This window comes from Aeromonas sp. 601027 (genome assembly GCF_049174455.1).
Lineage (GTDB): Bacteria > Pseudomonadota > Gammaproteobacteria > Enterobacterales > Aeromonadaceae > Aeromonas > Aeromonas veronii_A.
Genome location: NZ_JAAKTN010000002.1, coordinates 63,450 through 86,973, shown reverse-complemented (window position 1 = coordinate 86,973; position 23,524 = coordinate 63,450). Strand labels below are relative to the sequence as shown.

Genomic DNA, 23,524 nt, shown 5'->3' with positions numbered 1-23,524 from the left:
TCGTCGAACATCAAGCAGAGGGCTGATAATCGCTATCGGGCTCCAGCACCTTGAGCAACGCCTCCATCGCCTTCTCGGTGGCAATCGCCTTGACCAGTTCAACCAATTCCGGGGCTTTGACCACCTCAACCCCTTTGGGAGTAACGGGAGCCTGACCTGCCCAGCCAGAGCCTGCTCCCGGGCTGCCGCCGGCATTGAGTTTGATGGCGGGGCCGACTAGCTTGATGCCGCTCGGGTCAACTTTCACAAAACTACCGCCGCCCTTGAGGGTGATCTCAGAGCCCGCCTCCAGCACCAGCTTGTCACCCACCTTGATATGCACCTCTTCACCCGCATCCACCAAGAGGGATTGACCCAGCTTCTGGTGCAGGGAGGTATCCACCGTCAGCGAATAGTCCGCCTTGATGTGCTCCCGTTTTTCGCCTTCGACTGTCAGGTGGTCATTACCGAGGCTGGGCGGAGCGCCATCCTTGCCCGGCACTTTTCTGATGCGGGTTACCCGATCAAAGTCGATGTCGGTGTGCTGGTCGTGCTTGATGCGCCAAGCGGCATCGTTTTCGATAAGCACGTTCAGGTCTTTCTGACCGTGGATGTAAATCTCTTCCTGCCCCGCCTGGTCTTCAAAACGCAGCTCGTTGAAGCCCTCGCCCTTGTGGGTTTCGGTGCGCAGCGCGGTGCGGGTCTTGTTAGCCGGTAAGTCGTAAGGTGGCCGGTTGGTGGCGTGGTAGGTACGGCCCGTCACGATAGGCTGGTCGGGGTCACCTTCGAGGAATGAAACGATAACCTCATGACCGATGCGGGGGATGGCCATCATGCCGTATTGGCCGCCGGCCCAGCCTTGGGATACTCGTACCCAGCAGGAGCTCTGGTCGTTGGAGCTGCCATATCTGTCCCACGGGAATTGCAGTTTGACCCTGCCGTGCTCGTCGCAGTAAATCTCCTCCCCATCGGGACCCACCACCATGGCGATTTGTGGGCCATCCACCATCGGCTTGTGGGGCGCCTCGGGGCTGCCGATTCGCGCCCGCCAAGTGGTGCTCGCCTTCACCACGCCAAATTCGTTGTGGTAGACAGTCGGGCCACTGCCGCCCTCTTCTTCCAGCGCTTGCGGTTGTTCACCGATGTGGCGGATATGGACGATTTGCCAGTTGGTGTTAAGGCTGCCGTTCGGATGTTCGGTGAGTGAGAAGTGTTGACCTGGTAGCAATGCGGCGCTGTTGGATTTGCCACTGCCCGCCACCGCATCATTGCGCAACGCATCGAGCCGGTGTTGGGCAAAGGCCTTGCCGCTCGGGTCCTGCTTGTAGCGGCCCGGATAGTCAAAGTGCTGATAGGTATCGCGCTGATGCTCCAGCTCTGCACCCATTTTCTTGTGGGAGAGGCCATAGGCCGGCGTCTTGAAGCTGTAGTCCTTGAGCTCTACATCACTTGGCCGTACCGCCTCGCGGTAGTGGAACTGGCGCACGTAAGGACCTTGTTCCAACGAGCGGTTGCCGAGGTTGAAGAAGAGCTCGGGGCCAGCGGTCAGGGCTGCCGCATCGTCGGCAAAGACGATGCGGTGCTTGCCTGCTTCAAACTCGTGGAAGTAGAACAGCCCCTCTTCGGCTGCAAGGCGATTAAGGAAGTCGAGGTCGGTCTCCCGATACTGCACGCAATATTCCCGCTGGGCGTGCTCGTTCTTGAGCGCAAAGGCGTAGTCGGTAATGCCATGCTCTTGCAGCAAGATACTGAGGATTTCATCGGGCTTTTGCGCCTGAAAGATGCGGGAGTTTTGGCGCAGGTCCAGTCGCCACAGGGCCGGTTTGACTTGCAGCTGATAGCGGGTGCGGCGAAAGCCGCTGTCCCCTTGGGCAAACTCGCTCACCACCCCGCATACCCTTCGCTGCAGTTCGCCGTTGTACCACACCATCAGCTCGCAGGGCTGGTCCAGCACGGCGCCAAAGTCGACATCAGGCTGGCTGCTGGCCACCTCCAGCTGCAAGTTGAACGGCCGGTTCAGCCCCTCATCCAGCTGGAAACTGGCCACCACAAAGGTGCTCTCGGGCAACGCCCCCACCTTGACGGTAAATTGCAATCCGGTTTGATTAGCCATGGCTTTCCCCTCTTGTCACGGCCAAGCAGTGCCTGAGCCCTTGCCAACTCTCGCGCCCATACACGCCCTCGCCGCGCAGCCACGCTACCGCCCTCTCCGGTGCCGCAAGGGCCACCAAAGATAAAGGGGTTAACAGGTTACGAGCGGTTCGGGTCTGCATCACAGGACACCCTTTAGTGCTTTGCCATCCCTCCGCACTCACCGGCAGGGCATCAAACCCCGGCAGGGGGATGGCAAAACAGAAAAGCTCCAGCCAACCCGTTGGCCAGGCTGGAGAAAATGCACAGTACAAGAAGCCGGTTGAACAACCGGCTCAAAGACACATTACTACTTACAAGGAATACCAAAGTACCGAAGCAAGGCTTACGCCTCGATGGGGGCGCGCCAGTCGTCCGCACCGGAAGTACCGGCAACAGTATGTTCCCAGTCAATCTTGCGGTAAGCCATGGAGACCTGGATAAGCTGGGTGAAGTCAGACTTCGCCGGGTCCTGGCAGTGCGGCATCTGGCAGTCGATGTCAACGATGGTGGCATCGGTCAGCACGGTAGAGAAGAAGTGCTCCTGCTTGCCTTCAACGGAGGTACGGTACCACTTCAGGGTCACTTTCGGCAGCATCTCGCCGGACGCCAGTGCGTTATACATCAGCGGCACAGCTTTGTTCAGCGCAACGGTGAACTTGAACGGCTTGTGGACACGCTGACCGGCAGGCTGACCGGATTGCGGGTCGGTCGGGACGGTGACAACGTGCTGGAACTCTTGTACCAGCATCTCGTCTTCGTGGCCTTGTACGAAGATGTTGCCGACGGAATCGGAGGTGAAGGCACCGGCGGTGATATTGCCCTGGGTTTTACCTTCGATGCTGATATAACATGGAGTTGGCATGGGTATGCTCCTAAATAGATTGGTTAAACGAGATAGCACTCGACCAACCTTTAGCAGCGACCATGCCACTTATTTTTATTCTTATTTTTCAATTAGTTAAATAAAAGACAATTCTCGCACGATTCCTTCATATGCAATAAATTGCGCAACATCATCAAACTCACTGGCAAAACTGTCATTTCAAGTGATTTTATCTGTGTAATGAGCAATTTTTTGCGTTAGACAGCATCATGTACTGTCATCATCCACATTTTCAATCTGTGCCGTGTCAATGTTCAGTCTGACAATACCCTGCATCAGCGCCCATGATATCGCCTGATTTTTGCTGCTTGCCCCCAGCTTCTCCGCTATCCGTTCAAGATGGAAAGTGACGGTTCTGGGCTTGATCCCCAGGATCTGGGCAATATCACTCACTTGCTTGCCTTCGGCAGCCCACTGGCACACCTCCAGTTCCCGTAGGGTCAGTTCTTCCTGAGGAAGCTTCACGGCAAGACAAACACGGGCCACAGCCTCGAAGACATGCACCGCCAGCCAGCTTAAAAAGGGAGCAGCCGTCAGCCACTGATGCTCAGTTCGTGTAGTGCGTGTGATCAATGACAACAAGCCAACATGGCCATTCGGCCCGTGCCAGGGAATCGTGATCCCGTCGCGCAATCCCATCTCATGGGCCTGCAACATCACCTCAAGCCCCGCCATATCTTGTTCATCGCAACACTCGGTGATCAGGTTGGCCCAGAGGATAGGGGTACTCTGGCTCATCCCTTTGCGTACAACGGGATCTACCGTAAAGAAACGCTTTTTGTCATAGGTCTGTACCCATTCGGCAGGACAGCCGTTGAAAATCCTCACGTCAGGTCGCTGAATCGAACTGGGAAAGATGAATCCCAGCCGGAAGTGGTCAAAACCCATCTGCTGGCTAAGGGTACGCAGCAGGGCCACTATGGTCTGCTCGTCAGAGGCCTCATTGAAGCGGGTAATCAGCTCAAGAGCGTCGGCGGTGTCGAGGAAAAAGTTCGATGTCGAAGTCAAAAGCTAGGCACACCCGTTGTAAAGAATTACTAAATGTCATTAACAATAAATCATATAGCATAATATCTCGCCAACACAAAGAAAAAGGCGAAGCCAATGAATAACATGGTGTGAGCGGGTCACCTCACACCTGGCTACATGTATAAAAAATCCCCGCCTGTCAGGGCGGGGATCCGGTGCGGGCAACAGCCCGAGATCACTGCGTGTGTTGTCTTTTTAGAATACGTATTTGACCCGTGCACTCAGGTTGCGGCCCGGTTCGGTCATCATGCTGTTATCGGAGCCCTCGGCACGACCGGCGATGCGCTCGTAGCTGGTGTACTCCTTGTCAAACAGGTTGAAGACCCCGACGTTGAGCTGCAGGTCGGTCATCGGGTTGAACTGGGCGTACATATCCACCACACCCCAACCGGCGCTCTTCACGTAATCGTTGCCTTTGCTGTCTTTACGGACTTTGTCCATGTCGTCAGCAAAGCGCAGCGCGGTATTGAAGTTCCACTGGGACTGTTCCAGACGCACACCGACCGAGCCGTTGAGCGGGCTCAAGCTGTTGATGTAGTTGCCATCCCCATCCTTGCCTTCGATGTAGGCGAGGTTGCCCCAGACATTGACGATGTCGTTGAGCCAGTAATCCGCCTTGGCTTCGACCCCTTTGGTGGTCGCCTTGCTCAGGTTCTGGTACTGGTAGACGGCGGTGCGCCCCTCTTTGCCCACTTCCACCATCTCGATGAAGTCTTCGAACTTGTTGTAGAAGCTGGCTACTTCATAGCTGAAGCCGTTGCTGCTGCCACGCACGCCAAGATCGATGCCGTCGCTGCTCTCCGGATTGAGGTTCGGGTTGGGCTCGATGCGATAGCCGTAAGCCTGATGGTTCAGGGTGGAGAAGGCGCTGTCATACATGGGGGCCTTGAAGCCGTGGCTGTACTGGGCGAACAGGTTGGCCGCCTCGTGGGCCTTGAACACCAGACCCAGCTTGGGTGACAACTCCCCTTCCGAGAACTTGTGCAGCTTGTCGCCTGTGTAGGCCGGATCGTTGTCCGGAGTCATCCGGTAGTAGTCATAACGGGCACCTGGGGTCAGCACCCAGCGCTCGCCAAACTTGATCTCGTCAAAGGCCCACAGGGCGCTGCGCTCGCTGGTGGTAGCCGGGAAACTCAGCTCGTTGTAGCCGACAAAATCACCGGGGGTCGTCGGCCCCTTGTAACGGGTACGTTCGTTGTCGGTGTGCTCGTATTCAGCCCCCCAGGCCAGGCGGTGGTTGGCGACCGCCTTGTGGAACTGCAGCTGGGCGCCGATGTTCTTCTGATCGAACACGTTGTGATCCAGCGAGTTTTTGGTCACATAGGGGTTGCCGGGGCTGACCGGATACTTGGATGAGGCGTACTGATCCAGCGTCTGTTTGGTGCGGGCGAAGTAGACCTTGCTATCCATCCGATCAGCCCAGCCTTGATTCAGCGCGATGCCGTGATCCAGCACCAAAGAGAGGTTGTCGGTCTGCTTGTCGGTGATGGGCTGATCAAAGACACGGGCAGTACCGGTACCGACCTTGTTGAGCTTGACCGCATCCGGCTCCTCGCCATCGGTCAGGTAGTCAACGGTCAGCTTGAGGAACTGCTCATCGGAGAGGTTCCACTTGCTCTTGAGCAGCAGGGCGTGGGTACCGATATCGAAGTCGTTTTTGGTGGAGTCGAAATTCTGGGTCACACCGCCATCGCGCCAGGTGTAGCGCAGCAGGTTCTCCACTTCACCAGTGCGCAAGGCGCCGGTAAAGCCCGCCATCTTCTGGTGGCTGCTGGAGGCGTAACCGCTGGTCACATCCAGATAACTATCCTTGCCCTTGAGGAAGTCGCTGGCATCCTTGGTGGTGATGGCAATCACGCCACCCAGCGCATCGGAGCCGTAGGCGGCAGACGCCGGCCCCTTTGCCACTTCTACCTGCTTGATCATGTCGGTATCGAAGTAGCTCTGGCCAACACCGCCCTTGCTGTAAGCATCGTTCTGGCGCACACCGTCGCGCACCACCTTGACCCGGTTTTCACCCATGCCGCGGATGATGAAGGTCTGCGCATCCCCCTGACCGCCGAGCACGGTCACACCGGGTTCGTAGCGGAACAGGTCGGCGACGTTGGTGACGACCTGCTCTTCAATCTGCTTGGCGGTGATCACCGAGATGGGGCCGGAGACATCTTCCAGTTTTTGCTCCATCCGTGAGCCGCTGACGACCACGACTTCATCCGCCTTCTGGGTGGCAGCAAAGACCTGGGAGGAGAGACCGGCCGCCACGGCGAGGGCAACCAGAGAGAGTGCGTTATGATGGGTCACAGCGAATCCTTATTGAGAACTGTTATCAAACAGGCCGCATATTACCCGGCTCTCGACAAAGATCAACAAGAAACGAAATCATTCTCATTTGTTTTGAACCAAATTGGTTTTACACTGTCGCCCTGTGTTGCCCTTATTCTCTATTAGCCCCCGAGATGCACCGGCATCCGGGCATATCAGCCGTGAGATCCCATGATTAGACGACTTCCCCTGCTCGCCCTGCCGCTGCTACTGGCAGCCTGTGCCACCCCAACCCAGCCAAACGTGTCATCACAGTTGCAGACGCTCTATGACTACCGGCTAAGTAGCGAGGGAGATGCAGACCTGACGCTGGAGCAAGCAATCGCGCGCATTGCCGACGCCGACATCATTCTGGTGGGCGAGCTGCACAGCCATCCTGCCGTGCATCTGTTGCAATCGCGCCTGCTGAGCGGGCTCTACACCGCAGGTCAGCAGCACGGTCGGCCATTGGCCCTCTCCATGGAGCAGTTCAGCCGCGCCGATCAGAAGACGCTGGATGCCTATCTGGCGAATCAGATTGGTGAAGCGGCCTTGATCCGCGAAGGCAACGCCTGGCCCAACTATCCGAGCGACTACCGCCCGCTGGTAGAGTTTGCCAAGGCTCACCGGATGCCGGTGATCGCCGCCAACGCCCCCAAGCCGCTGGTGAGCTGTGTCGGTCAGGAGGGGGCTGAGTGGCTCGACAAACTGCCAGCCACACGTCGCAGCCAGCTGGCCCGCCAGCTGACGCTGGGGGATGACCCCTATCGCCAGAAATTTATGGCCTCCATGCACCACGGCGATGCCGACAGCAACGCCCGCCGCTTCGCAGCCCAGACCAGCTGGGATGACACCATGGCCGAGAGCATGGTGGATTATCTCGCCAAGCACCCGGGCCAGCAGATCATGCATATCGCCGGCAATTTCCACGTCGAGGGGGGGCTTGGGCTCGCCAGTCGCATCGCCAGCCGCAATCCGGCCCTCAAGGTAGCGCTGGTCGTCCCCCGTACAGATGAGACCTCTGTTGCAGATCCCGCAGCCGATGTGCAGGTAACCATCATGCCGCTGCCTAAGCGCTGGCAAAACAGTGACGAGATGAAGCAAGATATGGGCGCGCTGCATCAATCCCGCAGTCGTGACTGCAGCCAGTGGCTGCAACCCTAATCTTCCAGGAAACGGCGGGTAAAATATGGATGTGTTACTGATCATCGATGTGCAGCAAGGCTTGTTCAACGAGCCCCGTTACCGCCAGGAGCAGGTGCTGGCCAATATCAATCGGGCTGCGGCCCATGTCAGGCAGCAACAGGGACGGGTCATCTATATCCAGCATGACTCGCCCCCCGGTACCGAACTGGAACCGGGCACCCCGGGTTGGCAGTTGCACAGTGCGCTGCAACCGGCCAAGGGAGAGAGCCGGGTGCGCAAAACGGCCTGTGACAGCTTTCTCGATACCGAGCTTGCCTTCCTGCTGGCCGAGCAGCCGGTCGATCGACTGATCCTCTGTGGCTGCGCCACCGATTTTTGCGTCGACACCACGGTGCGCAGTGCCGCCTCCCATGGGTACGAGGTGCTGGTATTAAGCGATGGTCACACCACCGCCGATCGCCCCCACCTGAGCGCAGCCCAGATCACCGAGCACCATCACTGGATGTGGCGCCACCTCAGCCTGCCGGAGGGGCGCAGTGTGACCCTGCTCACCACCGACGAGCTGCTGGCAGTAACACCCGCCCTGCAGCCATGCTAATCTGCGAGCCTCGCCTCGTTTCTCACTGGAGTCTGTCGTGCGCCTGTTGTCTGCCACCCTGTTGTTGATTGTTCCCCTGCTGTCGGCCTGCTCCAGCTTGCCCGGACAGAAGTATGACGGGCCGGAACCTCTGTTTCTGACCCACATCAACGAGGAGGGGAGCAAGCGGTTCACCTTTGAAGCAGCCCCCAACGACACCTTGCCGCGCGGCCTCTCGGCGGCCCAGAGCCAGCGCCTGCTGGAGCAGCGGGAGGCGTTGCAGGAGAACCTGCTGACCGAGACCCTGGCGACCAAGCCGTATTGCCGCCAGGGCTACATAGTGCTGAGCCAGACCTCCTGGAAGGTGCGGGGGGAGTGCAACGAAACGGCCACCGACGCCGATCGTCGCGCTTTTCCCAACAAGGCCAGCTGGCAGGATTGAACTGGCGGATAAGATAACGCAATAAAAACGGGCAGCCCAGTGGCTGCCCGTTTTGTTATAACGGCTGTCGTGGTCGACAGGGATTATCAGACCGGCGCATCGGCCGGGCTGGTGAGCTCGGCACCGTTGTCGATGCGCTTGTGCCCTTCCACCAGATGGACGAAATCCACCAGCTCGTCACCGGAGACCGCGAACGCCTGGCCGAAGCCCTTGACGAACAGCCCCTGCTCCGGCTTGAGGCGGAACAGTTTGAAATCCTTGAGGTTGGAGAGACCCTTGATGATCTCGCCAAAACGCCCCTCCAGTGCTGCGACCGCCTTGCTCCAGCGAGCGTCGTCACGGGCCACCACTTCGGCTACCGCATCGAAGGTCAAGCGCTTGCGGGCAAACAGCTCGCGGGCACCGCTCTCATCCTCGATCAGCATCAGGGATACTCGCGGCACCTGTTGCAGGTTGCGGGCGTGGCGAGCGATCTCGGAGATCAGCACATAGTAGCCATCTTCCTGCAGCACAAACGGGGCATAGCTGGCGTTGGGATTGCCTTCGCCATCGACGGTGGCGAGCTGCAGGGTACGGCAGCTGTCGCGAAACTCGCGGATCTCCGGTTGCAGGCGGTTCTGCAGACGCTCCTGACGTTCACTCATGCTTTGACTTCCTCTTGAGAGTTGTGGCGCAGCGCCATGAAACGGGTAACCTGATCGGCCAGCAGCTGGCGTTTCTCGTCGCGACCCAGATAGACCTTGAAAATGCAGCGGCCGGAGTGACCGAAGAACTGGAAGGAGTGCCCCTCCTTGCCCATGAACAGCTTGCTGACCAGCGCAATCCCCGCCACGTTGTCGAGCTTGAGGTGACCATGCAGCTCACCGTCGCGGCCCATCAGGTTGTAGTAGCCGCGTGCGTCCTTGCCTTTCGGGAAGGGGGCTTTTACCTCGAAGATGGAGCCTTCAGATTCGACGATGGTGGTCACCGGGCCCCAGTCGGCCAGATCTTCCAGCAGACCTTGTGCGCGATCGGCGGACAGCAGGGTCACCAGCTCGGCGGGCAGATGGCGAACCACCTCCCATTCGCTGATGGCAAGCTGGGCCGCCAGGGTGGACGGATGAGCGCCGGGATCCTGCTCCAGCAGCGCGTGAATGCGTTGTGCAATGCTCATGTTTTCTCCCTCTGCGGGACCAGGTCGTCCCGCTGTTTATCATGGCGGCTACTCTAATAAAGCACCGGAATCAATGCAATTGATAATTGCTATCATTATCAGTGCATTTTTTCTAAAGCCTTGATATTCTCGGCGGCACACCCGTTTCATTCACCCCTTCGGAGGTTAGCATGGGCCGTCGTCTTGCCCTCGCCATCACCCTGCTCTGCAGTTCACTATCCCCCTTCTCTGCCGTTGCCGCCGACGGACAGAAAGAGCGTATCGTCAGTATCGGCCCGGCCACCACAGAACTCATTCTGGCCCTTGGCGGTGAATCGAGCCTGATCGCCACCGATGTCAGCAGCCCCTTGCCAAAAGGGTTGCCCAAGGTGGGCTATCACCGGGCGCTGGCCGCCGAAGGGATCCTGAGCCTCTCCCCCACCCGACTGGTGGGCAGCGACGAGATGGGCCCGGCCCCGACCCTGGATCAGCTACGTCGTGCCGGGGTCAAGGTGGAGGTGCTGGATACCGCGCCGACCCTCGCCAACCTCAACCAGCGTATCGACACCCTCGCCAGCCTGCTGGGCGACAAAGCCGCTGGCGATCGCCTGAAGGCAGAGATCCAGGCTCAGACCGATCAGCTGGCGGCGCAAGCCAAACAGAACAAGCCGCTCAAGGTCGCCTTCCTGCTGCTGCACAAGGGGCAACCCACCAGCATCGCCGGGGGGGACACCACCGCCAGCGCGCTGATTTCGCTGGCAGGCGGCATCAATCCGGTCGCCGAGTTGCGCAACTACAAGCCGGTATCCGCCGAATCCCTCATCGAGATGCAGCCCGATCTGGTACTGGTCAGCGGTCGTGACTGGCAGCAATATGCCGACCCGGCCAAGGTGCTGGCAGAAGTGCCCGCCCTGGCCGCCACCCCGGCTGGTAAGCGTAACGCCATTCACGCCATCGACGGCCACGCCCTGCAAGGGGGCCTGAGCCTCAACTCCCTGCAACAGGCGAACCAGATCGCCCAGTGGATCAAGCAGGGGTCATGATGCGGTTACCCCTCTCCTGGCTGCTGGCCTTCACCACGGCCGCACTGGCGCTGTTGCTGCTCGGTTCGCTGGCAACCGGCCCCATGACCCTCACCCTGGGCGAGAGTCTACGGGCGCTGTTTGCCGGGCAGGAGAGCGGGATTGAGTCGCACAAACTGCTGATCGTGCAGGAAATTCGCCTGCCTCGTACCCTGCTCTGCATCGCAGTGGGGGGGATCCTCGGGCTCTGTGGCGCCGTGATGCAGGGGCTGTTTCGCAACCCCCTGGCTGACCCCGGCATCATAGGTGTCTCCGGCGGTGCGGCACTCGGTGCGGCGCTCGCCATCGTGCTGCTGGCCCCCCTCGGCCAGCAGCTGCAAGCCACCATCGGGGTTGGTCTGCTGCCGCTGCTCGCCTTTCTCGGCGGCGCGCTCACCACCACCCTGGTCTATCTGCTCGGCACCCGTGAGGGGGGCACCTCGGTCACCGTCATGCTACTGGCCGGGGTCGCCATCACGGCGCTCTCCGGCGCGGTGATCGGCCTGCTCACCTATCTGGCGGACGATCAGATGCTGCGCAACCTGAGCCTGTGGCAGATGGGAACGCTGGCGGCAGGCAAACCGGCCGATGTGGCGCTGGCCCTGCTCACCCTGGCGGCCCTGCTGTGGCTCTTTATGCGCGATGCCAATCCCCTCAATGCCCTGCTGCTGGGTGAAGGGGAGGCTCGTCATCTTGGGGTCAATGTGCAATCCCTCAAACGTCGCCTGATTCTGCTCACCGCCGCGGGCGTCGGGGTGGCGGTGGCGGTATCGGGGATGATCGGCTTCGTCGGGCTGGTAGTGCCCCATCTGGTGCGCCTGCTGGCGGGCCCCAACCACGTCAGGTTGCTGCCGCTCTCGGCCCTGCTTGGCGCCGCCCTGCTGCTGGCAGCCGATATGCTGGCACGCACCCTGCTGGCCCCGGCCGAGCTGCCGGTGGGCATCATCACCGCCCTGCTCGGCGCTCCCTTCTTCATCTGGCTGCTGGTAAAAGGCCGCCGCGCCCTGTGATACGGACTGTTATGCAACCACTCTCATCCTCACTCTCCTCCCCCCTGTTGAGCTGCACCAGACTCAGCCTGCGCCGTGGCCAGCGCCAGATCCTGGATGGGCTCGATCTTAGTCTCGAGAGCGGCACTCTCACCGCGCTGCTCGGCCCCAACGGGGCGGGCAAGAGCTCGCTGCTCAAGTGCCTGACCGGCGAGCTGGAATATGAGGGTTCCATCACCCTGTTTGGCGCAGATCGCCAGCAGTGGAACAGCAGCCAGCTGGCCCACCGACTCGGGGTATTGCCGCAAAGCTCCTCCCTCAACTTCCCCTTTCTCTGCGAGGAAGTGGTCGCCATGGGGCGCTTGCCCCACAGTGAACCGGCGGCGCGGCGTGACGAGATAGTAGCAGCGGCCATGACCCATGCCGGGGTCGAGCATCTGGCCAAGCGGCTCTATCCCGGGCTCTCTGGCGGCGAGCGGCAGCGGGTGCAGTTTGCCCGGGTGCTGGCGCAGATCTGGCAGGCCCCCTCCCCGACCGAGCAGGCCGAGCAACCCCGCTTGCTGCTGCTCGACGAACCCACCTCGGCGCTGGATCTGAAATACCAGCATCAGCTGCTCACCATGGCGCGCGCCCTCGCCAGCCGCAATACAGCTGTGCTGGTGGTGCTGCACGACCTCAATCTGGCGGCGCGCTATGCCGATCGGCTGGTGATGCTGGAGCGGGGCAAACTGATGGCCGATGGCACGCCTGCCGAGGTGCTGACCCCTGAGCTCATCGCCCGTCTCTATGACTATCCGGCACAGGTGATCCACCACCCCGAGAGCGGCCTGCCGATGGTGGTGTGACAAATTCAGAGTGCGGTAATGGTTGGCAGCGCGCGCTATTCATCCCGAAAACTGCAGCGTATAAACCGGTTTTTCACACCCCATGTCGCCCTGCTAACATTCATCATCGCCAGATATGTGGTGTGAATATCCTCACACTTTGCTCAGGCAAAACCCCCGCAGCATCACCGTCTACTTATAATGGCGCCGCCTCACAGAAGGCATAACTCATTGATGCTACGGAATAATTACAATGAAAAATATCAACAAAACCCTACTGGCTGCCGCCATCTCCCTCGGGATGCTGGCTGGCTGCAACAGCGACAACGACTCAAAGGCAGCTGATCCCATGGTTCGTTTTGCCACCTTCAACCTCTCTTTTGATCGCACTGCCGCCGGTATGCTGACCGGTGAGCTGGCGCTGACCCGCACCGAGCAGGATGCCCTGCTGGCCCGCCTCGCCGAAGGGAGCCTGAGCGGCGCCACTGAAACCAAAGCCAAGAACGTGCAGCAGATCCGCAACGTGGCGGAGATCATCCAGCGCACCCGCCCGGATGTGTTCCTGCTCAACGAGTTCGACAACGACGGCAAAGGCGAGAGCACCGCCGATCTGAAAGCCTTCAACGACAACTATCTGGCCCATGCCCAGCATGCCGAAGTGACGGCCATTAGCTATCCGGTGATGCAGAACTTCGCCACCAACACCGGCCTGATGAGCGGTTATGACCTCAATCTGGATGGCAAGGTCAACAGCGGCCCCGACGATGCCTGGGGCTTTGGCAACTACCACGGCCAGTACGCCTTTGCGGTGATGTCCAAATACCCCATCGACACCAAGCAGATCCGCACCTTCCAGAACTTCAAGTGGAAGGATATGCCGGGCGAGCAAAACCCCATCATCGATGACTGCAACAATCCCAAGGTCAAGATCCCGGCCGGCCGCCAGTGTGGTGATGCCTGGTATTCAGACGCAGCCTGGCAGCAGTACCCGCTCTCCTCCAAGAACCATGCCGATGTGCCGGTACGGATCAAGACCGAGAAGGGGGAAGAGGTGATCCACTTCCTGATCTCCCACCCGACCCCGCCAATCTTTGCCAATGCGGCGCGCCACACAGTCAAACACAACCGCGCCGAGATCGCCTTCTGGAATGACTACGTCAAGGGTCTCAACTACATGACCGATGACAAGGGCACCAAGGGTGGGCTGGCCAAAAACGCCAAGTTTGTTATCGCGGGTGATCTCAACGCCGATCCGCTCACCGGTGACGGCGACCTGACCGCCATTCAGGATCTGCTAAACAACCCGCTGATGAATCAGGCCATCACCAATGGCACCCTGATCCCGGTCAGCGAAGGGGGCCCGGAGTGTGTCAGCAAGGGGACCGACTGCAAACGCAACCTCACTCGCCCCAACCCGGAACGCATCACCAACTCCAGCGTGCTGCAGCTGGATCACGTCATCCCCTCCGCCAACCTCAACGCGGTCAAGAGCGGCGTCTTCTGGCCTGCCAGCTTCGAGGCCGGTTATCACCTGGTCTATGATGCGAAACTCGGCATCGCCAAGGGAGTCAGCTCGGATCACCGCATGGTGTGGGTCGATCTCAAACTCGACTAACTCTGCCATGACCCCGCTGCGGCGGGGTCTTTTATTGGCAATGGGTGGCGAGCTGACCACGGCTCATTAATCCACCGCTTGGCATGGCATCACTCATCCATAGCCGTTGAATAGGCCCCCCGATCACAGAACCGCCGCGCCAATGGTGGTAGCATGCCTGCTCTTGCCATCCGGCCGCACGGCGGATCCGGTGGCCCTCCCTCCTCCGCTTTCACTTTTTGAGGAACGATTTGATGGAACTGCTTCTGCTTAGCAACGGTAAAGCCAACGAATTTCCGGGTCTGCTCGGCTGGGCCCGAGATCGGGTTCAAAGCCTGCTCGCGCGCAAACAGGTCAAGCGCATCCTGCTCATCCCCTACGCGGTGATCCGCAGCGACTGGGATGCCCGTGCCAACGAACTTACCGAGAGCCTCGGGATCGAGACCATCAGCATTCACCACTTCGATGATCCGGTCGATGCCGTCAATCAGGCAGACGCCATCTTTATCAGCGGCGGCAACACCTGGCGCCTGAATCAGCTGCTGCATGAAAATGGCCTGATCGTGCCGATCCAGCGCGCCGTGCGTGAGCGGGGCGTCCCGTATGTGGGCTGGAGCGCCGGTTGCAACGTGGCGACCCCGAGCATCCGCACCACCAACGACATGCCGGTCTGCAACGCCGCCGTGCTGCCCGCGCTGGGCCTGTTCCCGCTGCAAATCAACCCGCACTATCTGGATGCCAGCATCAGCGGACACATGGGCGAAACCCGCGACGAGCGTCTGGCCGAGTTCTGCGCCATCAACCCGAGCGAATACGTGGTGGCCCTGCGCGAAGCGAGTCTGCTGCAGATCAGCGGCGATACCGTTGAGTACTGGAGCGCCCGCGAGCAGGACTTCAAGATCTTCAAACATGGCCAGGAGCCGCAAGCCTTTATGGACGCGAGCCCCTTGGCCGAGCTGACCCCCTTCAAGGTGCGCTGAGCTACTAAGAGCGCTTCACCACTGGCAGGCGGATAGCTCGCGAAACCGCAAAAACGAAAAAAGAGGGATGGCTCAATGCCATCCCTCTTTTTTATCGTCATCTTTCAGCTGGTTGCAGCCTGATTACTCACCCTGCAGGGTCACCAGCACCTTGCGGGCACCGCCATCGACGCGATGTTCGCCAAGCCAGATCCCCTGCCAGGTGCCGAGCGCCAACTGACCGTCACGGATCGGCAGTAGCAGGCTCACCCCGAGCAGGGAGGATTTGATGTGGGCGGGCATGTCATCCGCCCCCTCATAGGTGTGGCGATAGTAGGGGGCATCTTCCGGCGCCAGCCGGTGCAGATGGGCCTCCATATCGCTGCGCACACTGGGGTCGCAATTCTCGTTGAGGGTGAGCGAGGCGGAAGTATGTTGCAGTAGCAGGTGGGCCATGCCGATCCGGTAATCCGCCAGCATCGGCAGCTTGGCCACCAGCTCGTCAGTCACCAGATGAAAGCCCCGCGAACGGGGCTTCAACGTCAGCAGGCACTGCTGCCACATCAGACATACTCCATAAAGACGCGGGAGGTGAGTTTGGTGATGAGTTCGTAGGGGATGGTGCCAATCTCGTCAGCCACCCGCTCTACCGGCAACCCCTCGCCCCACAGCACCGCCTCATCGCCGGCCTTGTCGGTGGCGCCGGGCCCAAGATCCACCGTGCTCATATCCATGGAGACACGCCCCACCAGCGGCACGATGCGGCCGTTGATCAGCACCGAAGTGCCATTGGGCGCCATGCGCGGATAACCGTCACCGTAGCCGATGGCGATCACCCCGAGCCGGGTATCGCGATCCGCCACCCAGTTGGCGCCATAGCCCACCGGCTCGCCCGCCTTGTGATCCCGCACCGCAATCAGCTGGGTCTTCAAGGTCATCACCGGCTGCAGGTCGTAATCGGCCGCCACCGTGTTGGGGAAGGGCGACACGCCATAGAGGATGACACCGGGGCGAACCCAGTCGCAGTGGGAGTCTGGCCAGGCCAGAATGCCCGCCGAGTTGGCCATGGCTCGCTCACCCAGGAGCGGCGCGGTCAACTTGCTGAACAAGTCGATCTGCTCGCGGGTGGTGGGCTGCTCCAGCTCATCGGAACGGCTGAAGTGAGTCATGATGTTGAACGGCTGCACCACGTTCTTGCACTTGCCGAGGCGCTCGATAAAGGCGGGCATCTCGTCGGCACGCACCCCGAGCCGGTGCATGCCGGTGTCGAGCTTGAGCCAGGCCACCACCGGGGCTGGCAGCTCGGCCTGCTCCAGCGCTTCGAGCTGTTCCCAGGTGTGAACCGCCGTCTGCAGATTGTTGGCCGCCAGCACCGGCAGGTCGTCGGCGGAGAAGAAGCCCTCCAGCAGCACGATGGGCTTGACCACGGCGCAGGAGCGCAGCATCAGCGCCTCTTCGATACGGGCCACCGCATAGGCATCCGCATCCACCAGGGTGCGGGCGACCGGCAGCAGTCCGTGGCCATAGGCGTTGGCCTTGACCACAGCGATGATCTTGCAAGCGGGAGCGTGGCGCTTGACCACGGCGAGGTTGTGGCGCAAGGCCGCAGTGTTGATTTGGGCAGTAGCCGCTTTCATGGTTTTCCCTTACGAGGGCACAAATGGTCTCCCCCTCATCGGGCAGAAGACCGCCACTCACTTATCGTCGTCGAAGGCCGGACCGGCATAATTGTCGAACCGGGAAAACAGGCTCTGAGCGGCAGCCAATGACTGGCTATCGATCAGGGCAGTCGTGGTAATGACGAAACCGCCATCACCTTGGGTTTACATCAATAATCGTCGTCAAACGCCGGGCCGGCGTAGTTGTCGAACCGCGAGAACTGACCCTGGAAGGTGAGGCGCACCCGGCCGATGGGGCCGTTACGCTGCTTGCCGATAATGATCTCGGCAATCCCCTTGTCAGGGCTGTCATCGTGATAAACCTCATCACGATAGATAAACATGATCAAGTCCGCATCCTGCTCGATGGAGCCCGATTCACGAAGGTCCGAGTTGACCGGGCGCTTGTCGGCCCGCTGTTCCAGGCTTCGGTTCAACTGGGAGAGCGCCACCACCGGGCACTGCAGCTCTTTCGCCAGCGCCTTGAGGGAGCGGGAGATTTCACCGATCTCCAGAGTCCGGTTGTCGGAGAGGCTGGGAACCCGCATCAGCTGCAGGTAGTCCACCATGATCATGCTGATGCCGCCATTGTCCCGCGCCACCCGCCGAGCGCGGGAGCGCACTTCGGTCGGGGTCAGGCCGGAGGAGTCATCGATATACATCTTGCCCTTCTCCAGCAGCAATCCCATGGTGGAGGAGAGACGGGCCCAATCCTCGTCGTCGAGCTGACCGGTACGCACCTTGGTCTGGTCGATACGCCCCACCGAGGCGAGCATACGCATGATGATCTGCTCGGAGGGCATCTCCAGCGAGAAGATAAGCACCGGCTTGTCGGCGGTGAGGGCCGCATGCTCACAGAGGTTCATGGCAAAGGTGGTCTTGCCCATGGAGGGACGGGCGGCGACGATGACCAGATCCGAGCGCTGCAGGCCGGCGGTCATCTTGTCGAGATCGTTGTAGCCCGAGGAGACACCGGTCACCCCGTTGTGCGGGGTCTTGAACAGCTCTTCAATCTTGTCGACGGTCTGCTCGAGGATCAGCTTGAGCGGCTGGGGGCCTTCGTTGGCGCTGGTGCGCTGCTCGGCGATCTGGAATACCTTGCTCTCGGCCAGATCGAGCAGATCGTTGGAGGTACGGCCCTGCGGCTCGTAACCCGCTTCGACGATCTCGTTGGCGACCGAAATCATCTCCCGCACCACCGCCCGCTCGCGCACGATTTCGGCGTAGGCGTTGATGTTGGCGGCACTCGGGGTGTTCTTGGCGATCTCCACCAGATAGGCGAAACCGCCCGCCTCTTCCAGCTGTTCGGAGCGTTCCAGCTCCTCCTGCAGGGTGATGAGGTCAATGGGGTTGCCCGCGTTGGAGAGGCGGGTCATGGCCTGGAAGATCAACCGGTGCGGACGGCTGTAGAAATCCTGATCGATAACCCGTTCGGCAACCCGATCCCAGGCATCGTTATCCAGCATCAGGCCGCCCAGTACGGACTGTTCGGCCTCAAAAGAGTGGGGAGGAACTTTCAGCTGTTGTGTCTTGGCGTCTTTTTTCGCCGTCACTTGCTCTGCCATACACATAAAAACCGCAGCGGGAAGGGGACGGGAATTTTACAAAAGAAAGCCAACTACGGCGAGCCCTATCTGGCGGCTCATACCATCATAAAGGGCCAAACCAGAGTCTGCTCTACCTTGACCATTTTGATTTTGCTTCGCATTTTGCGCTCCTTGCGACTCAATCTTCTGCTTTTCATCCGGTTTACTCCTCTTGTTTGACGCCGCATCGCGGCAACCTCGTTCATGAATAATTCATGCCAGAGGTGATATTGATGAATACAAGCTGCGACACAATTAGGGACAGGCAGCCTGCCATGCGCCTTGCTGAGCTTGCCAAAGCGGAGCATGCCCCACCCACAGACGAGAGTGAAAAGAGTCAAAATGAAAAAGATGCTGACCCTGTTTGCCGTGATCCTGGCCATTGGCCTGGGGGCACCTCACGCCGAAGCCAAGAAGTTTGGCGGCGGCAAATCCTTTGGTAAAAGTTACAAAACTGCGCCGGCCCAGCCTGCGGCCAAACCGGTCGACAACAAGAATCCGACACTGAATGCCCAGACTCCGCCGAAAAAGAGCGGCATGATGGGCGGCCTGCTGGGCGGCCTGCTGGCCGGTGGCCTGTTTGCCTACCTGCTGGGCAGCGGTGCCTTTGAAGGTCTGCAAGGAATGGACTTCCTGCTGATCGCTCTGCTGGCGCTGGGTGCCGTCTTCCTGATCCGTACCCTGCGCAAGGGCAAGGTCACGACGCCACAGCCACAACAGGCGGCCTATGCGGGCTATCAGCCACCGCAATCTGCGGCCCCGCAGCAGTTTGAGCAGAGCAACAGCGCACCGCAAGCCACCGGCTTTGCCGACAGCGACGTGCCGTTCCGCCTGCCGCCGGGCTTTGACATGAACAGCTTCTTGGCCGGTGCCCGCGATCACTATCGCACCCTGCAAGATGCGTGGAACAAGAACGATCTGGAAAAAGTGCGCGAATACGTCAGCCCCGAGCTGTTTGAACAGCTCAAAGCCGAGCGCGCCGAACTGACTGGCGACCAGCATACCGAAGTGATGTATGTGGATACCCAGCTGGTACGCGCCGACTACGGCAGCGACTGGGCCCAGGTTAGCGTGCGCTTCAGCGGCCGCTACATGGACCGTCAGGAGCAGGTCGAAGAAGACATCAAGGAGGTGTGGCACCTCGAGCGCGATCTGGCCAAGAACAATGCCCCCTGGCATATCGTCGGTATCGAGCAGCTGTAAGGTTTAGATTGTCACTACGCAAGAGGCGGCCCATGGGCCGCCTCTTTTCATTTCATCCCCTCACCTGACCTCCTACAGGCGATGGCTATCGTCATTGATAATTGAAGAGTTGTGACCAATCCCCAGATGACATGTCACCACGCACATAACGACAAAGGGCAGCCACCGGCTGCCCTTTCGGATCACATCTGGAGGCTATGCGCCCCGCTGACGAATCAGTTGCACCCTTCGGTAGAGGCTGAGTTCAGGTAGCTCACCTCATTGCCTGGCTGATAATCGGCCACGTTGATGGTCTTCTTGATCTCGATGTACTCCTTCAGCACGGCAGCATCGACCAACCCGGCGTTGATGGTATCGATCTTCGGATAGCCGTCACCACCGGAGGCGCTGAAGCTCGGGATCGCGAAGCTGTAGGTTGCTGCCGGATCAAACGCCTTGCCACCGATACTGGTGATATTGACGCTCTTGGCCTGGCAATCCACCGCCATGTTGATACCGCCAAACTGGGCATAACCACCGGTATTGCGGGTCTTGCTTGCCACCTGGCCCAGATAGGTCGCCAGCTCGCTTCCCTTCATGACAGCCTTGTTGACCGTGTTGCCAAACGGGTGCACCAGCAGCACGCTGCGGTAGGTGATATCACCGGCCGGGATGCTGTCGCGCACACCGCCTGAGTTGACGATACCAAAGTCGACACCCAGCTTGCTGCTGGTCGCCGTGGTGATGAGGCGACCCAGGTTGGTCTGCTTGTTGCGAACCGAGTTGCGATCACCAACCAGCAAGCCATCTGCCGAGCCAATGACGACATTCAGCTCTTGCTGACCTTTCTCCTGGTAACCCAGCAGGGTGTTATACAGCTCGGGATCCTTGGTGATCTCGTCCTGTACGAACTGCATCTTGGCCGGGTCCTTGGTTACGGCGCCGTTGGCATCGATCGCTTCTCCCTTGGCGTTGCGCTTGATCAGGTTGACCGGGATCAGGTCATAGCTGGTCAGGGTCAATTTGCCATTCTGGTACTCAAACTGGGCACGGCCCACATACTTGCCCCACTCGTGGGCCTGCATGATCCAGGTGCCGTTTTGCTGGTCCGGTTGGCAGTTATCACCCGGTTTGAAATTGGCGTACTTGTTGGTGGTACCCGGTTCCATACAGACCGGATTCTGGGAGTGGCCACCAATGATGGCATCCAGAGTCCCTGCCGGCAGTGCACGAGCCATCTCTACATCGCCCGGCGCATTGCTGCCGTGCTGACCATTCTCGTAATGGCCCATGTGAGTGATGGCGAAGACCAGATTGGCCTCCTTGTTGCTGCGTATCTGCTGGCCCAGTTTGGCCGCCTCGCTGGTCGGATCGCGGAACTCCAGGGTCTGCACGTTGTTGGGGTCAACCAGCTGGGCGGTATCTTCGGTGGTCAGGCCCAGTACGGCGACCTTGAGACCGCTCTCCAGCTTGAACACCTTGTAGGGGTCAAAGTAGTGTTTGCCGCTGGCCTTGTCATAGATGTTGGCCGAGAGCATGGGGAACTGGGCCCACTTGCGCTGCTTCTCCAGTACGCTGAGGGGATTGTCGAATTCATGGTTGCCCACCGCCATGGCATCGTAGCGAATGTTGTTCATCGCCATGAAGTCAGGCTCGGCGTCCTGCAAATCGGACTCCGGCACCCCGGTATTCACATCACCACCGGAAAGAACCAGTACGTCACTGCCAGCAGCCTTGGCATCGGCACGCAGCTGCTCGACCAGAGTCTTCTGGGCAGCCATACCATACTCATTTTCAGCGTTGTGCCAGAAACGGCCGTGGGTATCGTTGGTGTGCAGGATGGTCAGTTTGCAGACATTTTCGGTGCAGGGTGCAACGGTGTCATTGCTCGAGGTATTACAGCCAGTCAGTGCAGCAAGCACGGCCAGTGCCACGCCACCTTTGATAAAGTTATTATTCATTTCCATATCACCTTGATTGTTTTGTTATTTATCAACCCTGTCCAGCGGGTCGGGCGCCAATATAACAAACAACAGATGACCGTTTTTCATCGATGACTCACAAATTCTGCTAATTGTGATCTTCGGCCCAACATCCGGCTTCCTGCTGATTTATCAGGTTTTTTGTTGAGCAGTCACTCACTTGCTCCCCTCCCGCACCAAGGAGGCGCCACCCGGACGCGCCTTTATGGCATACTCCCCAGCCAGCCATGCCCGAGGAGATAATTTGATGGCCAAGTACGACAAGATTTCCCCCGAGACCCAGCAGGAGGCGATGAAAATTGCCCGTGCCAACCAGAAGCCGGGGCAGACCAAGGAACAGACCCAACTTATCGCACAAGGGATCCAGAAAGGCATCGACGAATACAAGAAACAGATGAAGGCGCGGGCCCGCGAAGCGAGCCGCCAGAAAAAATTGCAGGCCAAAGCCAGGCAGCCACAGGGCGCGCCCCAAATCGAAGAACAAGACGATCAGCTGGAGCTGGTTGAAGTAAGCCATCAGCATCCCCTGCCCTGGATCTTGCTGGTGCTGAGCTGGCTGGGATTTGCAGCAGCCTGGTTCTGGTTGCATTAAGACGCACTAGCAAACCTTTATCCGGGATCCTCTTCACAGCCCGGGCCCGGGCTGCTGGTGATTACCTGCGAAGAGTGGTTAAATCCCGCGCCTCTTGCACCGGACTCCCTGTTTTTTGACGATCAGTTTTCAGGAAAGATGTTATGAACCCCGCTCCGCTCTATCTGCTGGCCCCTTTTGTTCTGTTCCTTGTGACCATGCTGCTCTATCGCATTTCGCCGCTGCGGGCGGTCGCCGCCGGCGGGGTACGCTGGTTTATCCTCCCCGCCTTCACCCTGTTTATTTTGCTGATCATCATCAATGGAGCCGCCAATCCCGCCCTGCGCGATCCGGCATTCCACTGGTTGATGCCGGGCCTTGGCTTTGCCCTGAGCCTGTTTCCGGCCCTGCCCAAGGCGCTGGTGCCACGGCTCGCCATCAAGGAGGGGGCCTTTGCCGCCCTCGGCCTGATGCTGATGAGCCTGGCCATGGTCTACTGATCGGCTGGCACAACCGTTAGCATGGCTCAAGGGGCGCTCTGTGACGGGCGCCCTTGTACAAACAATGGCCTGCAGGCATCTTGGTGACAGGATAACCAGCAAGGAGGCCAAATGGACAATCCGCCCGATTTCATGGCGCTGTGGGATTATCAGGATCCCGCCGCCAGTGCCCTTCGTTTTCACACCCTTCTTCCCGAAGCGCGCGCCGCCGCCGACCTGCAACTCGAACTGGAGTTGCTGACCCAAATTGCCCGTACCCATTCGCTGCAGCGCCAGTTTGCCGAAGCCCACCAGCTGCTCGACGAGATAGCGCCTCGTCTCACAGATACAACCCCCAGAGCGCGGATCAGGGCCCTGCTGGAGCGAGGCCGCACCTTTAACTCGGCGGGCGACAAAGCCAGTGCCAAACCGCTGTTTGAACAAGCTTGGCAATGGGGGCTCAAGGAGAAGGAGACCTATCTTGCTATCGACGCCGCCCACATGATCGCCATCGCCGCACCGCTGGAAGAGCAGAGCCGCTGGCATCAACTGGCGATGGAGCTGGCGGAACGCAGCAGTGACGAGAAGGTGCGCGGCTGGCTGGCCCCCCTTTACAACAATCAGGGCTGGACCCTGTTCGAACTGGGCCGCTTCGAGGAGGCGAAAATCCAGCAACAGAAGTGCCTGGCCTGGCATCTGCAACATAACCAGCCGGCCAAGGCGTTTATCGCCCGCTGGAGTCTGGCTCGCCTGACCCGGGCCCAGGGTCAGCACCAGCAGGCGCTGGCAGAGCTGCACCAGCTCAAGGCCGATATGGCCGAGGCTGGCGAACCTGAGGATGGTTATCTGTTCGAGGAGCTGGGGGAGAATGCCTTGGTGCTGGACGATCCGCTGGCCGCGGAATACTTCTCCCGCGCCTGGTTTCTGCTGTCACAGGACCGCTGGTTCAGCGCCAACGAGGGGGAACGACTGGCCCGCCTCAAGCGCCTCGCCAAACTCTGATCCCCAAAATAACAA

Annotated in this window: 22 protein-coding genes; 12 read left to right on the top strand and 10 right to left on the bottom strand. The window is 59.7% G+C overall.

The genetic code is table 11. The features are described from left to right. Positions 1 to 10: 10 nt before the first annotated feature. The 4 genes from tssI to G5193_RS04195 form a co-directional block, all read right to left on the bottom strand. Positions 11 to 2,092, bottom strand: a complete 2,082-nt coding sequence (gene tssI, locus G5193_RS04210) for a type VI secretion system tip protein TssI/VgrG (protein ID WP_421205057.1) — start codon at positions 2,090 to 2,092, stop codon at positions 11 to 13. A 363-nt stretch (positions 2,093 to 2,455) separates the two neighbouring features. Next, complete coding sequence (gene hcp1, locus G5193_RS04205; protein ID WP_010634242.1) at positions 2,456 to 2,974, bottom strand: type VI secretion system effector Hcp1; 519 nt, start codon at positions 2,972 to 2,974, stop codon at positions 2,456 to 2,458. A gap of 228 nt (positions 2,975 to 3,202) precedes the next feature. Further along, the gene (locus tag G5193_RS04200; protein ID WP_421205055.1) at positions 3,203 to 4,003 is read right to left on the bottom strand and encodes a LuxR family transcriptional regulator; all 801 of its coding nucleotides are present in this window, start codon (positions 4,001 to 4,003) and stop codon (positions 3,203 to 3,205) included. A 216-nt stretch (positions 4,004 to 4,219) separates the two neighbouring features. Continuing rightward, entirely contained in the window at positions 4,220 to 6,325 is a 2,106-nt protein-coding gene (locus tag G5193_RS04195; RefSeq protein ID WP_421205053.1) for a TonB-dependent hemoglobin/transferrin/lactoferrin family receptor, read from the bottom strand. Between the two features lie 192 nt (positions 6,326 to 6,517). Between G5193_RS04195 and G5193_RS04190 the strand changes: the two genes are divergently transcribed. Genes G5193_RS04190 through G5193_RS04180 form a run of 3 tightly spaced genes read left to right on the top strand, consistent with a single transcriptional unit; the run spans position 6,518 to position 8,490 of the window. Then, positions 6,518 to 7,489, top strand: coding sequence for a ChaN family lipoprotein (locus G5193_RS04190; protein ID WP_268012484.1), 972 nt, complete (start codon positions 6,518 to 6,520; stop codon positions 7,487 to 7,489). Positions 7,490 to 7,514: 25 nt separating this feature from the next. Continuing rightward, entirely contained in the window at positions 7,515 to 8,069 is a 555-nt protein-coding gene (locus G5193_RS04185; RefSeq protein ID WP_005348211.1) for a cysteine hydrolase family protein, read from the top strand. A gap of 37 nt (positions 8,070 to 8,106) precedes the next feature. Continuing rightward, positions 8,107 to 8,490 (top strand): hypothetical protein, encoded by a 384-nt coding sequence (locus G5193_RS04180; RefSeq protein ID WP_421205051.1) that lies wholly within the window; start codon positions 8,107 to 8,109, stop codon positions 8,488 to 8,490. A gap of 86 nt (positions 8,491 to 8,576) precedes the next feature. On the opposite strand, the gene hutZ is transcribed toward G5193_RS04180, so the two are convergent. Together hutZ and hutX are read right to left on the bottom strand one after the other, a co-directional pair. Continuing rightward, positions 8,577 to 9,134, bottom strand: coding sequence for a heme utilization protein HutZ (gene hutZ / locus G5193_RS04175; RefSeq protein ID WP_005335257.1), 558 nt, complete (start codon positions 9,132 to 9,134; stop codon positions 8,577 to 8,579). After that, positions 9,131 to 9,643 carry a heme utilization cystosolic carrier protein HutX gene (gene hutX, locus G5193_RS04170; RefSeq protein WP_040066748.1) on the bottom strand — a complete coding sequence of 171 codons (513 nt, stop codon included), beginning with the start codon at positions 9,641 to 9,643 and terminating at the stop codon, positions 9,131 to 9,133. The genes hutZ and hutX overlap by 4 nt, the downstream gene beginning before the upstream one ends. A gap of 170 nt (positions 9,644 to 9,813) precedes the next feature. Between hutX and G5193_RS04165 the strand changes: the two genes are divergently transcribed. The 5 genes from G5193_RS04165 to pepE all read left to right on the top strand — a co-directional run bounded on the left by G5193_RS04165 (position 9,814) and on the right by pepE (position 15,070). Then, positions 9,814 to 10,665, top strand: coding sequence for a heme/hemin ABC transporter substrate-binding protein (locus tag G5193_RS04165; protein WP_040066746.1), 852 nt, complete (start codon positions 9,814 to 9,816; stop codon positions 10,663 to 10,665). Then, positions 10,662 to 11,693 carry a FecCD family ABC transporter permease gene (locus tag G5193_RS04160; protein WP_005335261.1) on the top strand — a complete coding sequence of 344 codons (1,032 nt, stop codon included), beginning with the start codon at positions 10,662 to 10,664 and terminating at the stop codon, positions 11,691 to 11,693. Before G5193_RS04165 ends, G5193_RS04160 begins: the two co-directional genes overlap by 4 nt. Before the next feature lie 11 nt (positions 11,694 to 11,704). After that, positions 11,705 to 12,517, top strand: a complete 813-nt coding sequence (locus tag G5193_RS04155) for a heme ABC transporter ATP-binding protein (protein ID WP_421205048.1) — start codon at positions 11,705 to 11,707, stop codon at positions 12,515 to 12,517. Between the two features lie 232 nt (positions 12,518 to 12,749). Beyond that, the gene (locus G5193_RS04150; protein WP_005354210.1) at positions 12,750 to 14,111 is read left to right on the top strand and encodes an endonuclease/exonuclease/phosphatase family protein; all 1,362 of its coding nucleotides are present in this window, start codon (positions 12,750 to 12,752) and stop codon (positions 14,109 to 14,111) included. Between the two features lie 233 nt (positions 14,112 to 14,344). Then, the gene (pepE, locus tag G5193_RS04145; RefSeq protein WP_421205046.1) at positions 14,345 to 15,070 is read left to right on the top strand and encodes a dipeptidase PepE; all 726 of its coding nucleotides are present in this window, start codon (positions 14,345 to 14,347) and stop codon (positions 15,068 to 15,070) included. Positions 15,071 to 15,193: 123 nt separating this feature from the next. Here pepE and G5193_RS04140 read toward each other — a convergent pair whose 3' ends face one another. The 3 genes from G5193_RS04140 to dnaB form a co-directional block, all read right to left on the bottom strand. After that, positions 15,194 to 15,613, bottom strand: a complete 420-nt coding sequence (locus G5193_RS04140) for a secondary thiamine-phosphate synthase enzyme YjbQ (RefSeq protein ID WP_033114624.1) — start codon at positions 15,611 to 15,613, stop codon at positions 15,194 to 15,196. Further along, complete coding sequence (gene alr, locus G5193_RS04135) at positions 15,613 to 16,686, bottom strand: alanine racemase (RefSeq protein WP_266134378.1); 1,074 nt, start codon at positions 16,684 to 16,686, stop codon at positions 15,613 to 15,615. The genes G5193_RS04140 and alr overlap by 1 nt, the downstream gene beginning before the upstream one ends. 191 nt (positions 16,687 to 16,877) lie before the next feature. Next, positions 16,878 to 18,272, bottom strand: a complete 1,395-nt coding sequence (dnaB, locus tag G5193_RS04130; protein WP_421205043.1) for a replicative DNA helicase — start codon at positions 18,270 to 18,272, stop codon at positions 16,878 to 16,880. A gap of 363 nt (positions 18,273 to 18,635) precedes the next feature. Between dnaB and G5193_RS04125 the strand changes: the two genes are divergently transcribed. After that, positions 18,636 to 19,496: a Tim44 domain-containing protein gene (locus G5193_RS04125; RefSeq protein ID WP_421205041.1), complete on the top strand. Its 861-nt coding sequence runs from the start codon at positions 18,636 to 18,638 to the stop codon at positions 19,494 to 19,496. 215 nt (positions 19,497 to 19,711) lie between these two features. Here G5193_RS04125 and ushA read toward each other — a convergent pair whose 3' ends face one another. Then, positions 19,712 to 21,436 (bottom strand): bifunctional UDP-sugar hydrolase/5'-nucleotidase UshA, encoded by a 1,725-nt coding sequence (gene ushA / locus G5193_RS04120; RefSeq protein WP_108542609.1) that lies wholly within the window; start codon positions 21,434 to 21,436, stop codon positions 19,712 to 19,714. A 268-nt stretch (positions 21,437 to 21,704) separates the two neighbouring features. Between ushA and G5193_RS04115 the strand changes: the two genes are divergently transcribed. The 3 genes from G5193_RS04115 to G5193_RS04105 all read left to right on the top strand — a co-directional run bounded on the left by G5193_RS04115 (position 21,705) and on the right by G5193_RS04105 (position 23,509). Next, positions 21,705 to 22,049 carry a DUF2956 domain-containing protein gene (locus G5193_RS04115; RefSeq protein WP_064335603.1) on the top strand — a complete coding sequence of 115 codons (345 nt, stop codon included), beginning with the start codon at positions 21,705 to 21,707 and terminating at the stop codon, positions 22,047 to 22,049. Between the two features lie 143 nt (positions 22,050 to 22,192). Then, positions 22,193 to 22,528: a hypothetical protein gene (locus tag G5193_RS04110; RefSeq protein ID WP_107684268.1), complete on the top strand. Its 336-nt coding sequence runs from the start codon at positions 22,193 to 22,195 to the stop codon at positions 22,526 to 22,528. Positions 22,529 to 22,639: 111 nt separating this feature from the next. Continuing rightward, the gene (locus G5193_RS04105) at positions 22,640 to 23,509 is read left to right on the top strand and encodes a hypothetical protein (protein ID WP_421205039.1); all 870 of its coding nucleotides are present in this window, start codon (positions 22,640 to 22,642) and stop codon (positions 23,507 to 23,509) included. Positions 23,510 to 23,524 lie beyond the last annotated feature (15 nt).